This window comes from Photobacterium sp. Hal280 (assembly GCF_037162255.1).
Classification (GTDB): Bacteria; Pseudomonadota; Gammaproteobacteria; order Enterobacterales; family Vibrionaceae; genus Photobacterium.
This window is the reverse complement of sequence record NZ_JARLUO010000005.1, coordinates 1475038-1489542: the sequence shown is the minus strand read 5'-3', so window position 1 is coordinate 1489542 and position 14505 is coordinate 1475038. Positions and strand designations below refer to the sequence as shown.

Below are 14505 nucleotides of genomic sequence, written 5' to 3'. Positions count from 1 at the left end.
TATTGTTATCGGGCCAAAACCAATGGGTTATCCAGCATGTCGTCCATGTCCGGCAACATTCGGGACGCACTGCTATCAGTGCTATGTCTGAACTTCGCCAGATTTAATCCAATACGCAAAATTCGGGGTTTAAACAGATCCAGCCGCTGATATCGCTCTTCCAGCTCAGGATGCTGGGAAATATGCTCGTTGATTCGATCGCCAAGCAAGCGATAGAACTGCTGCTCGGTGAAGCCCAGTTTTTCAGTTAACGGGGAGATAAAACGCAGTACTGTGACGAAATGACCCGTTTGCAAATCATGGATGATCAGCTCTTCAGGTAAGCGTACCGTCACGGCTTTGACCATAGGATCAAGCGAGTCCTGCTCGGGCAAATCACGCTCAACCAGACGCATATCACCTTGGAAATCTTTCAGCAGAATGCGTTTGGGTGCGAAATTTTCCATCACGATAGTAATATTCTGACCGTGAGCAATCAGCGACACGCCATATTTAGTCAGCAAGTGATAAAACGGTATCACGACAGCATCAAAGAGCTTGGTCAGCCATGCTTCGACAGACAACCCCGACGCTGCAATGTATTCGCCGATCAGAGGATTGCCCTGAGAATCAGACTCCATCAGGGCAGCCATCAGAATAGCGGATTCATTAGCTCTCAGCTTAGAGGCCAGAGATTCACGCCAGATAACACCCAGCAGTTCGTGATATCGGTATGGCGCTTTTTCCAGCAGCTTGTAATCCGCTTGCGCTGCATAAGCCGAAGCCGGTTCCTGCAACACTTCAGCCTCTTTACCCAGCAAGAGCGGATCGGTTTTAAAAACCTGATCGATCCAGTCTGATGCCAGCGGCCCCGCCAAAATATAACGACCAGGAATACCCCGATAACAGGAAGTATTCATGATTGTCAGTGGTAACTTGATATCATAGCCCTGTGGCCGGGACACATTACTCAGGGTACGGATAGACAGTTGCGGCAAAAAGTAGTCGCCAAACTCACCAAGATACAGCAAAGATTTGTCGGCCATTTCTCGGACAAACAACAGTGATAATTTTTGAGACCACTGCCAGGGATGCACAGGTACCAGAGTATAATCCTGCTGCTTTACCTCACATTGAGCTAATACACGCCCTAGCTTCGCCTGTTCGGCTTCAGAGACCGCCGAGTCAACCAGCTCCTGCCAATCGGTACGTGTGTTGGTTGATTTCTGCAAGATTGACTGATGGACGGCAACCCAACCTAACTGGAATGCACGTTGCGATTCCGGAGCGTAGAGCTCCAGATCATCCGTCCCCCACCCTCTGCGGCCTTTATTAAAAGCAAACTTCGGATGGCCGTCGAAATAGGTCTGCTGCAATTCACAGCTCAAACTGGCCAGATCTTTCACTGTCATGGCCTGTTTTTTCACTGCCAGCTTACAGTCACCCAGCAAGGTGGCATTTAAATCTTCAAAGTGCTCGGCTAATGCTTCATCCGGTATGTTGAGCAGACTTTGAATATCCATCATAAACTGAGTGGCTAGCAATAACCCGGTATCCGGTGTGCGCGTGACAGTTTGCGGGTCAATCACCACTTGCCCCCAGATATTTGCTTTTCCTTCAAACTGGTAGCTGACACCATGATCCAGATTCAGAATAAACCCGCCTTCTGACACCTGAAACTGAAAGGCCTGCTCATAGGCAAACTCGCTGATCATCTTGGCCACAATGGCACGATTCGCCTGAGGCCAGTACTTTTGTAATGCCTGTTGAATCATCACCATTGCTCCTCAAAGAATGCACCGCGCTCCAACATCAGCAGCGCTGAACGTTTATGCGGAAAATTAAATTCAAACAGTTTCTGATAACCCACTTCTTTAATCCGGTTAAACAGGCGCTTATTATCTGAACGGGGTTCAAGAACAATGCGAGTCGTGCGCACATCATCAATAAACAAGTAATGACTGATCGCGCGCATCCAACAGTTGAAATACCGCGGCCCGCGGAACTGATCTTCACCCACTAATAAGTGAATACCGCGATCATAAGACTGCACGTCATAATACGGGCTGAGTCTGTCTTCACTCACCCAGTAAGCCTCAACATAGCCAAATGCTTCGCCGTTGAACTCTCCAATCAGCGGAATGATATGTGGGTCATTCAACCGAGACTGAGCAAACTCAGCCAGATCATCTTTACTCCAGGCCTGCTCCCAGAAATGCGCGACACGAGGATCATTCATCCAACGAACAAATCGATCCAGATCCCGCTCCATATCGAAGACACGAAAAGAGACTTCCAGATCGGCCTGATGATCAAAGCGCTGGTAGACAGTACCGGTTGGCATAGCAGGACGCAGCGGATGATGGCGGTACTGGTTGTTTGACTGTACTTCAATCAGCGGAAACCGGCTCGATACCGTGTGGCGGTGCCATTGCGCCGGCATCTGGTAAAACAGCGCTTTATATAAAACCGCCCCTTCACATAGCGGTAGCCATTTTGCCAGCTCGGCCAGAATCAATTCAGAAGCTTCCAGCTGAAAACATTGACAGTCAAACTGTTGGCTGAATTCGCCATCCAGATCAGCAATCAGCTGTTCTATCACCTGAGGGTTGATTAGATCGCTTTCCGATAGCGTCAGCTGCACGCGAAGTGGGTTTTCGCTTCCTTCGACCACTTGAAACGTCTTTGCATTAAGCATTCATGGCTTCCTTTACATTGATGAGTGGATTGGGCAGATCAAAGTAGATCACGGCTGGATCAGGAATGGAGTTTTCATTGAAATTCTGCAGGTAACAGAAGAAGTTTCCTTTGCAGCACAGGCCTTCGTCATTGAGCACATAGTCGAGACAGGCGGAGTCGCTGACGCCTTTGCTTTTCAGTGCTTCAAGCTGTTCACGGAGAATGGCAATCAGCGCCATTTCTTCAACATCGGCGCCAGCACAAATAGAACCGATGACGTTAAACGTAGAGTTAATGATCAGGTAGTAAGCAAAGTAACGACGTACTTTTTCCTGGCTCCAGTAATTTTCGACATCCTGCCTGGTGTCGCTCAAGGCATTTGAAAATCGCTCGAAAGCCAGATCGGTATATCCCGTTCCCTGACAATCCCGGTAATACATGCCGACCGGGAAGCCCTCTTGCAATTGCATGACGATATTTTGCTGGTGAGCCAGAAATACCACGCCATAGTTGGCCTGAAGATTAAACAGAGGAATAACACAATGCTCACAATACGCCTGGAACCAGGCTTTCGCAGCTTGCTCTGAGCTGATTTTCTGACTGGCGGCATAATCGGCAACCCGTGTTGCTAAGAGGCTTTTGCCACCAAATGGATTTTGCTGTGCCAGGGTTGCCAGCACGACCGCTTCTTCATTTTCCTTGTCAGCTAACGGGTTGTCCCGAAACGCCACCAGAGATTCATCAATGGCTTTCCCGTTTTTATCAATCAGTCCCAGATAAGCAGGTTCTTGCATCAGCTGAAACCCTTTTCCGTTACCCAGTACGCGCTGAATATCCGTATCTGAAAAAAGCTGATTCAAACGAGTACCGCGAACCACTTCTTTGACAGACAGGTTACGAATTGAGTTCGTCAGTTTCACGCTCAACGAGAATTTCAGCATGTATGGCAGAGAAGGCGCATACAATGAACGCGTCGACGAGGTTGGATACCAGTCGCATCCTGACTCCCCTAAGTCTTTAATCAACCCCTTCTCGCAGTATTCGATTACATCCGGATACTGGCCAAATACTTGCCACTGCCAGGGATGCACAGGAAGCAGAACCTGACTATCAGTGAGCTGTTCTAACAGTGCCTGATTAAACCTTGCGTCAGAGCGAATCAGTTCGGACATACGCTCTGTGACGGATTGATTCGCCGAGCTGCCAGACACAGTGATAGATGAATCAACAGCCAGCCAGCGAAGGGGGAAATGGCTGCCAAACTCAGGAGAAAATCGCTTCGCATCGTCAGCGCTGAACTGTTCGCGACTCTTGGGTGCCGGATGGAAAGAGTGACCAATCAGCAGCCCCTGCTCTGCCTGCTGAAAATTCAGTGCCTGATTAAACAACGCTTCACCATAGGGACTTTGGCTAGTAGCGCTGTAGGTATTGTGGTGACTTTCCATAACACGTTTGGTGAAAATGTGTTTCTGTTCATCTGTCACCAAGCCAACCAGCGAGGGCTCTTCCAGGATCAGAGCAACCAGCTCAGGATAACTGATTTCACTGGGTGTACCCGCATCCAGCAAGGCCGGAAACTGATATTCATGAGCACCCAGCGGAGAGTAATAACGAAGTGGAATGCGAATTTGCTGCTGATTCGCTAAAGGAATCAGATAATTCGTACCTTCCCGCCCAGATTCAAACTGAACTGACGAGCATTCTCTGGCAAGCGCATTTAAGAAACAGGCAGCGGCAACATCATGCTGACCATTTGTTGAATTAGCACTGGATTTGTTATGTATTTTCATAATGAACTCATTGCATTAACAATTTCGTCAAATGCTAATGATTATCAAAAACATAATCAATACTTTTTATGTTAATTCTATTTTAATTTTTTATATGACTCGTTCTCATATAAATATTTCCTATCCATCAGATCTAAAAAGAAAAAGCCAGCAATCATTGCTGGCTCTCGAAAAATATGGTGCTTTTTACCGAAGTAACCTCAGTTAATTAAACATTGACTGAAAAAGTTACTTTCGCATCAAATACAAAAAGTAGCCGCCGCCTATCACTGAAGCGAGCAGACCGGCGGGGAATTGCCAGGGGAACCATAGGTTTCGCCCGATCCAATCGGCGATCATCATCAGACAGCCACCCAGTAAACAGGCAACAACTAATTGTCGGCTTGCCGTGTACTGGTTGAGAGTGCGAGCCATGTGCGGGGCGAGTAACCCGACGAAACTCAATGGACCAATCACAATCGTGCAAAGCGTTGTCAAACCCGCAACCAGTAACAGTAAAAACTGCCTGACTCGCCGGCAATCCAGGCCAACACTTGTTGCACTGACTTCACCCAGACCGATCAGGTCGATCCAGCGACTCAGCGACAAAGTGACGATCAGCAGCCCGCCGACACCGATAGCCAGTAAAGTGACATCCTGAGCTGAAACCAAATAGGTGGATCCGGAAAGCCAGGTCAGCAAAGCTCGGACATTATCCTGCCCCGATGACATTACAATGCGCAGGAAAGCATCCAGACCGGCACTTAATGCAATACCTGTCAGCAAAGTCTGAGTCGGTGCAAACTGATGCTTCTTGCCCATCAGCCAGATCACTGCGGTGACCAGTAACGCCCCCGCCGTCCCCAGCATGACTTGTTCATGACGTTCAACCGAAATACCAAGCAATGCACCAATAACCAGTGCCAGAGCGGCTCCTGAACTGATTCCCAGAACTTCAGGACTTGCCATTGGATTGGTTGTCACGCGTTGAATCATGGTGCCGGCCAGTGCCAGACCAATACCCGCAAGCAGAGCCACTGCCACCCGTGGGAAACGGTACTCCCAGACAGCGCCCGTAAAAGTCACGGACCAGCCTTGCTGACCCTGGCCCACGGTGATCGCCAGGATCAAACATAAAGTTGCAAACACAGATAAAATCAGCACGGTCTTCTCAAAATCACGCTGATGGTAGTGAGTGGTACTTTCATCTCTGGCTCTGAGCTCGGACTGTAAGGTTTTTCGCCTCAGCAGCCAAAGTAAAAACGGTGACCCCAGCAAGGCGGTCATGGCACCCGTTGGCAGCATCTCGCCGCCGACACCAGAGAACGGCTGAATAATGAGATCTGCCAGCAGCAGCATCAGCGAACCCATCACCCCACTGAGCAGAATATTCTGATGCAACTTCCGGCTACCCAGCATACGGGCGATGGCTGGTGCAACAATACCGACAAAGCCGATCAACCCGACTTCGCTGACCACGCTTGCCGTCATAAAAATGGCCAGCCCCAAACACAGCACTTTAATCTGTTTAACGTTTATGCCCAGCGAGCGAGCAACGCCATCGCCCAGTTGCAAAGACGCTAACGGGCGCTGCAATAACATCAAGGCAGCCAGCGGTAAGAGCGTCATTGGCAGCAAAGTTGTGACTTTACCCCACCCGTTTTGATTCAGTGTACCCGCACCCCAGACAAAGACAGACGATAAAGTCTGCTCATGAAGCAGCAACAGCATGGTATTGACAGAGCCAAAAAACAGGCTGATCACCATGCCCGCCAACACCATATGAACAGGCGCGAACCCCCGTTTAGCTGACAGCAGAAAAACCAGAGCCGTAGCCAGAGAGCCGCCCAGAAACGCGGGAAAAAATGAAGGTGTTGCTAAAGATGCCGGCAATAACAGGATACCCAGTACCATACCCAGCTCGGCACCCGAGGCCACACCCAGGGTCGTTGGCGATGCAATTGGGTTGCGTAACACAAACTGCATGACCGCCCCCGCAACGGCCAGTGAAAAACCGCATAACACGGCCACCACCAGGCGAGGCAAATACGTCAGGTGAACAATAATGTGCTGGTAATTGGTGGGATCGTAATTGAGCAGCGTTTCCCAGAGTAACGGCAGCCCTTGCGAATAAGGCACGGTAAGATTAAGCAGATAGCCAATAACGACTATCAGGCCCGGTATAATCAACAGCAGCCGGGCTTGTTGAACCGGGCGCAGCAATGAATCCATCAAAGTAACCTGGGACGGCATTAGTTCTGTGTCAGTTTTTGAGTAATGAAATCGCTGAAGCGCTGCGCTGAGACTAAACCACCAAAGGTCCAGATCGCGGGCAGTTCATAAACGGAGTCAGAACGGGTAAACGCCATCACCTGCCAGAGTGGTGATTGGGTCAGCTTCCTTCGCTCATCTGCTTTCAACGGGCCGAAAATCATCACATTCGTGTTTTGATGTTCAGCCATTTTTTCGATACCGGCTGTGGTAAATCCCCACAGATTGGTCTGCTCTTGCCAGTCGTTTTTCAGGCCCATTGCCGTAATGGTGTCCTGAGTCAGAGAACCTTCACTGTGAATACGCAGGGTTTTATCATTGATAAACCGGATAAACATCAAAGGCTTTTGCCCTGCATCCGAAGCAAGGACTTTGTCACCGTTTTGCTTGAGACGAGCCGATACAGTTTCAATCACAGATTGCGCTTTTTGTTCTTTACCCAGCACTTTCCCTAATTGCTGAGTCACCTTGACGGCATTGGCAAGCGGTGTTTTCGAATCGCTGTAAATGGTATACACCAGTGTTGGTGCAATGGCATTTAACTGCTGATAAACAGGACTCATGTGATTGCTGACCAGAATGACATCCGGCTTCATCTCTGCCAGCAACTCCAGATTTGGTTCACGCCGTGAGCCGACATTCATCGCTGAATCGGCCAATGCCGGTTCGCCTACCCAGGTAAGGTAACCGTCTTTATCCGCGACACCTGCGGGTGTCACCCCCAAACTCAGCACGGTTTCTGTCAGTGCCCAGTCCAGTGCCACCACTTTTTCCGGCGGCTCAGCAAATTCTGTTTCGCCTAACTCGTGCTTTATCGTCATCGCCTGACTCTGAAAAGTCAGTACGGTAAAAAGCAATGCGATAGTCTTTCTCACAGTCTTTCCCTGTTATTATTGCTATGGAATGTAACTGATTGGCTGGCCGGTTTGCGGATGTGCAAACAGCGCCAGCTCCATGCCATATATCTTCTTGAGAACATCAGTGGTCATCATCTCTTCTGGCGCCCCTTGTGCGATCACTTTGCCTGAATGCAAAGCGATTAAATGGTCGCTGAACTTGGCTGCCATATTGACATCATGCAGTACCATAATGACGGTCAGGCCTAAGCTGAGGTTCAACTCTCTGATTAAATGCAGTAATTCATATTGATGGGCAACATCCAGCGCAGAAGTCGGTTCATCCAGCAAAATGCACTTGCTCTGTTGTGCCAGCAACATGGCGACCCAGGCCCGCTGTCTTTCACCGCCGGATAAAGTGGCAACAAATCGATCAGCGAAGCGAGTCAGCCCCACTTTCTCAATCGCTTCATCGACCAACTGATAATCATTCTGACTGTAACGACCGAATGCGCCTTTCCACGGATACCGGCCAAAACACACCAGCTCGCGCACTGTTACACCATCAGTGATCGGCGGATGCTGAGGCAGATAAGCCACATTAAGCGCAAAAGTCTTGCTGTCAAATTGCTGAACAGGTTGTTCCTTGAGCAGAACTTGCCCGGCAGCAGGTACGTTTTGCCGGCTGAGCAGTTTCATCAAAGTGGATTTGCCACAGCCATTATGGCCAAGCAAAGTCGTGACTTTTCCGGGTTCAAAGGCCAGTGACGTAGGATGAAGAATCCGTTTCCCGTCCACATCAAAGGCAGCGTCAATGAGTTGATACATGAATGCGGTAATGTGTTGCACAACAGAGTGCACGAACTTTATCACAGCCTACTGTTAATGATAATAGTTTTCACAACCATTAATTAGATGTAGGATACCCATCACTAATCTCAAGTGAGAACGAGAACACTTCTCCTTTATTTTTATATCACCTGATTTTCATACTCATTTCCAGTCAGGACGGAAACATGACGCACGATGCCAGCCGAACTCAACATCGCCTTCACCTTACTCTTATCGGGCTTATCGCTGCCTTAATGGGTATCGGACAGAACGGTTTACTCGTATCACTGCCCTTTCTTGTTGAACACTCCGCATTTGGCTTACCCACCTGGTCGATTGTGATTGCGATTGGCAGCTTTCTGTTCCTGCCTTCAGCACCGTTCTGGGGCAGTTACAGTGACAGGAATGGTCCCAAAGTTGTCGTGCTGCAAGCATTGGCAGGCATGGCGTTAAGCTTCCTGCTGCTGCTTACCTTCACTGCCCTGAGTCATGAATTCATCGAACAAACATACCTGTGGCTGGCCGGGCTTGTATTGGCGCGTATCATTTACGGCTGTACTGTGGCAGGTATGGTGCCGGCCAGTCAGCACTGGGCAATATTACTGTGCGGTGCAGGAAACCGCCTGCAAGCCATCACGTCCGTCAGCATCGGGCTGAGCACAGGGCGGTTGATTGGTCCTTTGCTAGCAATGGGAGCTTTACAACTGCACACCTATGCACCACTGATGCTGATGACCGCATTTCCAGTGATTGCTTTGCTGGGCGCCTGCTGGCTGCCCAAACCGACTTTTATGCCGAAAGCGGATTCAGAAAAAACATCGCCGCCAGGCAAGTCACCTAAACTGCCGGAAATGACGCTGCTGCCGTTCTTACTGACAGGTTTATTGCTTTGCACGGTTGTTGCTTTGCTGCAATACAGCCTGTCACCTCTGATTAGCGCCATTACAGCATGGTCGACCGATGAGATTAGTCAAGCCATTGGCTTGCTGCTGACTCTGAGCGCCGCGTTTACCCTGTTGACCCAGGTGCTGGTGATCAAAAAGAAGAAACTGGACATCGACACCATGTACCGGCTGGGCGGCTTTGCCCTGCTGGCTGGTTTCGTGCTTTTCCTCAACTCGGCTTTCTGGGTATTCACAATTGCCATGGTCGTGGTTTCCGTAGGCGCTGCACTTTTAGTTCCGGCATATACATCAATGGCAACACAAATCAACCAGGAAAAACCCGGAAAGATCGCCGGTTTGATTTCGATGGCACACACCCTGGGTTATGGTCTGGCCTCTCTGCTGGCGAGTACGGCTGTCATTTTCCCGCAATTACCGGTTTGGGTCTGTATTGGCTTTGCGGTTTTAGTGGCCGGGATTGCCTTTACCCGCCGGAAGGAAAAAGAGGCGGTGAGTGTGGTTTAAGGGTGGTCGCTAAGTGATCACAAATGTAGCGTTTGTGCGTTGCCCCCTCCTAGCCTCCCCCTTAAATGGTGTCCGGGTTTATTAAACCACTACAAACCGGACCGAATTCATTGTGAGCTCGGCAATTCCCTCCCCTTGGCAAGGGAGGGTCAGGGTGGGGTTCGTGAGGCGAGCACGGATATAAAAAACCCGCGACATGCGCGGGCTTTGATTCTTTATTTCAGCTTCGCTGACTTATGCTTATTTCTTACCCAGGTGCAGCCAGGTTTCCACCACGGTATCCGGGTTCAGGGATACGGAATCGATGCCCTGCTCCATCAGCCAGTCGGCCAGATCGTCATGGTCAGATGGACCCTGACCACAGATGCCAACATATTTCCCGGCTTTACGGGCTGCTTTGATCGCCATCGACAGCATGGCTTTCACCGCTTCATTACGCTCATCAAACATGTGGGCGATTTCACCGGAATCACGGTCCAGACCCAGCGTCAGCTGTGTCATGTCGTTGGAGCCGATGGAGAAGCCGTCGAAGTACTTCAGGAACTCTTCGGCCAGAATCGCGTTCGATGGCAGTTCACACATCATGATGACTTTCAGGCCGTTCTCGCCGCGGCGCAGGTCGAATTTCGCCAGCAGATCAATCACAGAAGCCGCTTCACTCACGGTACGTACGAATGGGATCATGATTTCAACGTTACGCAGACCCATGGTATTGCGAACACGTTTAATGGCTTCGCATTCCAGGGCAAAACAATCCTGGAACTTAGGCGACACGTAACGCGATGCGCCACGGAAACCAATCATCGGGTTTTCTTCAACTGGTTCGAAGTTCACACCACCAACCAGGTTACGGTACTCGTTCGATTTGAAGTCAGACATACGAACGATCACGCGCTTCGGCCAGAAAGCGGCGGCCAGCGTTGAGATCCCTTCGGTCAGTTTCTGAATGTAGAACTCAACCGGGTCGGAGTAACCTGCGATGCGGCGATCGATTTCAGCTTTCAGCTCGTCCGATTGCGCGTCATAGTTCAGCAGCGCTTTCGGGTGAATGCCGATCATCTTGTTGATGATGAACTCCAGACGCGCCAGGCCCACACCTTCGTTGGGAATGCAGGCGAAGTCGAATGCACGATCCGGGTTACCCACGTTCATCATGACTTTCAGTGGCAGTTCAGGCAGATTGTCCACTTCTGAGCGGCGGATTTCGAAATCCAGTTCACCTTCGTAGATAAAGCCCGTTTCGCCCTGTGCACAGGAAACCGTCACAATCTGGCCGTCTTTGAGCAGCTCAGTGGCGTCACCACAACCGACAACAGCAGGAATACCCAGTTCACGGGCAATGATCGCCGCGTGACAAGTACGACCACCACGGTTAGTCACGATGGCAGCCGCTTTCTTCATGACGGGTTCCCAGTCCGGGTCAGTCATGTCAGCCACCAGCACATCGCCAGCCTGTACCTGATCCATCTGGTCAAGATGATTCACCACACGGACCACACCGGTACCGATACGCTGACCAATCGCACGACCTTCAACCAGGGATTTACCCTGACCGTTCAGGTGGAAACGCTCCATCACGTTGGCATCATCACGGGAGCGAACGGTTTCCGGACGCGCCTGAACAATCATCAGCTCACCGGTAATACCGTCTTTCGCCCACTCGATGTCCATCGGACGACCGTAGTGTTTTTCGATGATCATCGCTTGCTTGGCCAGCGCCTCGACTTCGTCATCAGTCAGGGAGAAACTGTTTTGCTCTGTCGCGTTTGTGTCCTGAATCACAACTTGAGTGCCCAGGGCTTTACCTTCACCGTAAATCATTTTCTGCAGCTTAGAGCCCAGTGTACGGCGAACGACGGCAGGATTACCGGCAACCAGAGTAGGTTTATGAACGTAAAATTCGTCTGGGTTAACCGCGCCCTGCACGACCATTTCACCCAGACCAACAGAAGATGTGATGAAGACGACCTGATCAAAGCCCGATTCAGTGTCCAGTGTAAACATCACGCCGGAAGAGGCTTTATCAGAGCGCACCATACGCTGAATACCGGCTGACAGTGCCACACCTTTATGGTCAAAGCCCTGGTGAACACGGTATGAAATAGCACGGTCGTTAAACAGAGAAGCAAATACATGTTTCACGGCTTCGAAAACTGAATCGATACCGCGAACGTTGAGGAAAGTTTCCTGCTGGCCTGCGAACGAGGCATCTGGCAGATCTTCAGCCGTTGCAGAAGAGCGCACAGCGACAGACAACATGTCATCGCCTTCACCCAGTTCCTTGTAGCACTGACGGATGTCCTGCTCAAGGTCGGCTGGCAGCGGTGCTTCATACACCCATTTACGGATAGTATCACCAGCCTGCTTCAGCGCATTCACATCATCGACATCCAGCTTATCCAGCAGATCGTAAATCCGATCATTCAGGTGATTGGCTTCCAGAAACTGGTTGAATGCATAAGATGTTGTTGCGTAGCCGTTAGGTACTTTCACGCCAGCATTCGCAAGATTGGCGACCATTTCGCCCAGCGATGCGTTCTTACCACCAACTTTATCAACGTCGTTCATTGATAAAGCATCATACCAAACAACATTCTGTTGCACGGGAAGTCTCCTTGTATTGGATCAGCTGTATAGTGTGGGCAAACTCTCAACGGAAACGATTGCTTTAGCATTCAAAAAACTTGCTTCAGAATAGTCGCCGTTCAAGACAAACTGCTGGCAAAACCTTGCTCAGCAGAACACTTACCCTGTAGGGTTATAGTTATAAATTGTTTGTTGGCCTCAATCGTTACAGGATCATCTAAAGGACTCAACTTATTATGCGCCGCAAATCTGATTTTCGTGATGTGTTTTACGTTTCTGACGGTACAGCGATTACATCTGAAACACTTGGGCATGCCGTACTCGGTCAATTTAACCTTGAGATTCGCCAAACCACACTGCCTTTTGTTGAGTCAGTGGAGCGTGCTCAGCAAGTCAAAGAAAAAATTGATGAAGCGCATCGGGTATCCGGTGTCGAGCCGCTGGTTTTTTACTCCATCGTTCTGCCGGAAGTAAAAGCCGTGATTAATCAATGCCAGGCCAAATTGTATGATGTACTCGACGCGCTGGTGCAGCCTCTCAGTAAAGATCTGAACATGCAGCCCAATGCCATGCTGGGCCGCTCACACAGCATCAGCCGTGATGTGGCCAGCTATCAGGACCGAATCGCTGCCATCGAATACACCCTGGCGCATGACGATGGAATATCCCTGAGTAACCTGGATAAGGCCGATATTATCCTGCTGGGTGTGTCCAGGTGTGGCAAAACCCCAACCAGCCTGTATCTGGCGATGCAGTTTGGCATACGTGCAGTGAACTACCCCTTCATTGCAGACGACATGCACAGCCTCAGATTACCGAAGGGCATTGAACCTTACCGTTACAAAACATACGGGTTAACCATAGATACGGAGCGCCTTGTCACCATACGGAACGAGCGTTACGCCAACAGCCAGTATGCCAGTGAGGGGCAATGTGAAAGTGAGTTGTCAAAAGTCGAGGCCATGTTCCGCCGCGAGGCAATTCCTTACCTCAATACCACCTCCCTGTCGGTTGAAGAAATCTCAACCCGGTTGCTGGATATCAGCGGTCTGAAACGCAGAATGTGTTAATAAAATAGTATTGATAATGTTATAAAATTAACTAGACCATTCACTAAACCATCGTGTCAAACTATGGTTTAGTGGCTTTCCTTCCGTCACAGCTATCTCTCCACCCTGCTTTGCTGATCGCATACGATATCCCGCCGACGGGCGACATGTCTCAGCTTTGAGAGTGAAAAAACCTCGCAATTTGAACTAATTAATGAAAACTTTTCTGCGCCCCTCTTATTACTCAAAAAAGCTCCAATCGTTGCAATATGCTTACTGAGAAAGGAATAAATTAATCCAACTAGAGGTGGCAAATGAATCAGCCATTTTGGGGTTTTGCGCTGAATCTGGGAATCATTGTGACGCTGACTGCCTGTGGTGGTGGCGGCTCAGGCAGTGATTCCGGCGATGCGTCCGGTGGCAGCGGCCAGCTGGATCGCCAGGCCAGACTGACCTTCGTCAATACGGCCCGCGAGCAAGTGAATGTTTTTGTGCAGAACGGCTCCGATGCGAGTACCGCCAGCTTATTCACCACCGGTAATATGCAAGGCGGCCCGATCAGCGACAGCACGCACCGCGAATATATGCACCGCTGGGGCGGCAGCTCAGCCCAGCCTGTCTCCATTGGTATCTGGGACACCAAATACCAGTTGGAAGAAGAACCGGCGCAGACGAATACCCTGCTCAACAATGGTGAGGATTGGTGGACCATTGTCTGGCTGGACGGTGAAACCACCAACAGCTTCAAAGTGAGCTCCATCCGGCGCGATAACGACGATGATGTACCGGACGATCAGTACGGGTTCAGAGTTTTTACCAATACAGACATCAAAATTGATTACCAGTCAGCCACAGCCACGGGCTCAACCAATGTCGCCGCCGGTAAAGTTTCGTCAACCATATTCATGGCGAGTTGTGGTGATAAGTTTGAAATTTCAGCGACCAAAGGTCAGAACGGCGAGGTGGTGGATCCGCAGCAACTGGATCTTTGTTTACCTGACCTGGAACCCGGGGATACCTATCTGCTGATTACCAGTGATGACGAGATTCTATACACAGTCGAAGAATAATCGCAGTTCATGCGACGGCAGTCATA

10 protein-coding genes are annotated in these 14505 nt (G+C 50.0%); 3 read left to right on the top strand and 7 right to left on the bottom strand.

The features are described 5' to 3' along the window. Window positions 1-5 precede the first annotated feature (5 nt). From P4S53_RS16295 to P4S53_RS16270, 6 genes are all read right to left on the bottom strand, one after another. On the bottom strand, window positions 6-1754 hold the full coding sequence (locus P4S53_RS16295) for an IucA/IucC family protein (protein ID WP_046220760.1): 1749 nt from the start codon (window positions 1752-1754) through the stop codon (window positions 6-8). Then, window positions 1754-2677 carry a GNAT family N-acetyltransferase gene (locus tag P4S53_RS16290; RefSeq protein WP_337113485.1) on the bottom strand — a complete coding sequence of 308 codons (924 nt, stop codon included), beginning with the start codon at window positions 2675-2677 and terminating at the stop codon, window positions 1754-1756. The genes P4S53_RS16295 and P4S53_RS16290 overlap by 1 nt, the downstream gene beginning before the upstream one ends. Then, window positions 2670-4448 carry an IucA/IucC family protein gene (locus P4S53_RS16285; RefSeq protein WP_337113484.1) on the bottom strand — a complete coding sequence of 593 codons (1779 nt, stop codon included), beginning with the start codon at window positions 4446-4448 and terminating at the stop codon, window positions 2670-2672. The genes P4S53_RS16290 and P4S53_RS16285 overlap by 8 nt, the downstream gene beginning before the upstream one ends. A gap of 228 nt (window positions 4449-4676) precedes the next feature. Further along, entirely contained in the window at window positions 4677-6659 is a 1983-nt protein-coding gene (gene fhuB / locus P4S53_RS16280) for a Fe(3+)-hydroxamate ABC transporter permease FhuB (RefSeq protein WP_337113483.1), read from the bottom strand. A gap of 20 nt (window positions 6660-6679) precedes the next feature. Then, a complete protein-coding gene (locus P4S53_RS16275) occupies window positions 6680-7573 on the bottom strand; it encodes an iron-siderophore ABC transporter substrate-binding protein (RefSeq protein ID WP_337113482.1) in 894 nt (297 codons plus the stop codon). A 21-nt stretch (window positions 7574-7594) separates the two neighbouring features. After that, entirely contained in the window at window positions 7595-8362 is a 768-nt protein-coding gene (locus P4S53_RS16270) for an ABC transporter ATP-binding protein (RefSeq protein WP_337114513.1), read from the bottom strand. Between the two features lie 188 nt (window positions 8363-8550). On the opposite strand from P4S53_RS16270, the gene P4S53_RS16265 reads away from it, so the two are divergent. Continuing rightward, the gene (locus tag P4S53_RS16265) at window positions 8551-9774 is read left to right on the top strand and encodes an MFS transporter (RefSeq protein WP_337113481.1); all 1224 of its coding nucleotides are present in this window, start codon (window positions 8551-8553) and stop codon (window positions 9772-9774) included. 240 nt (window positions 9775-10014) lie between these two features. On the opposite strand, the gene ppsA is transcribed toward P4S53_RS16265, so the two are convergent. After that, complete coding sequence (gene ppsA / locus P4S53_RS16260; RefSeq protein ID WP_337113480.1) at window positions 10015-12378, bottom strand: phosphoenolpyruvate synthase; 2364 nt, start codon at window positions 12376-12378, stop codon at window positions 10015-10017. A gap of 218 nt (window positions 12379-12596) precedes the next feature. Between ppsA and ppsR the strand changes: the two genes are divergently transcribed. Together ppsR and P4S53_RS16250 are read left to right on the top strand one after the other, a co-directional pair. Beyond that, window positions 12597-13430 carry a posphoenolpyruvate synthetase regulatory kinase/phosphorylase PpsR gene (ppsR, locus tag P4S53_RS16255; protein ID WP_337113479.1) on the top strand — a complete coding sequence of 278 codons (834 nt, stop codon included), beginning with the start codon at window positions 12597-12599 and terminating at the stop codon, window positions 13428-13430. Between the two features lie 293 nt (window positions 13431-13723). Next, window positions 13724-14479: a hypothetical protein gene (locus P4S53_RS16250; RefSeq protein WP_337113478.1), complete on the top strand. Its 756-nt coding sequence runs from the start codon at window positions 13724-13726 to the stop codon at window positions 14477-14479. Window positions 14480-14505: the final 26 nt, after the last annotated feature.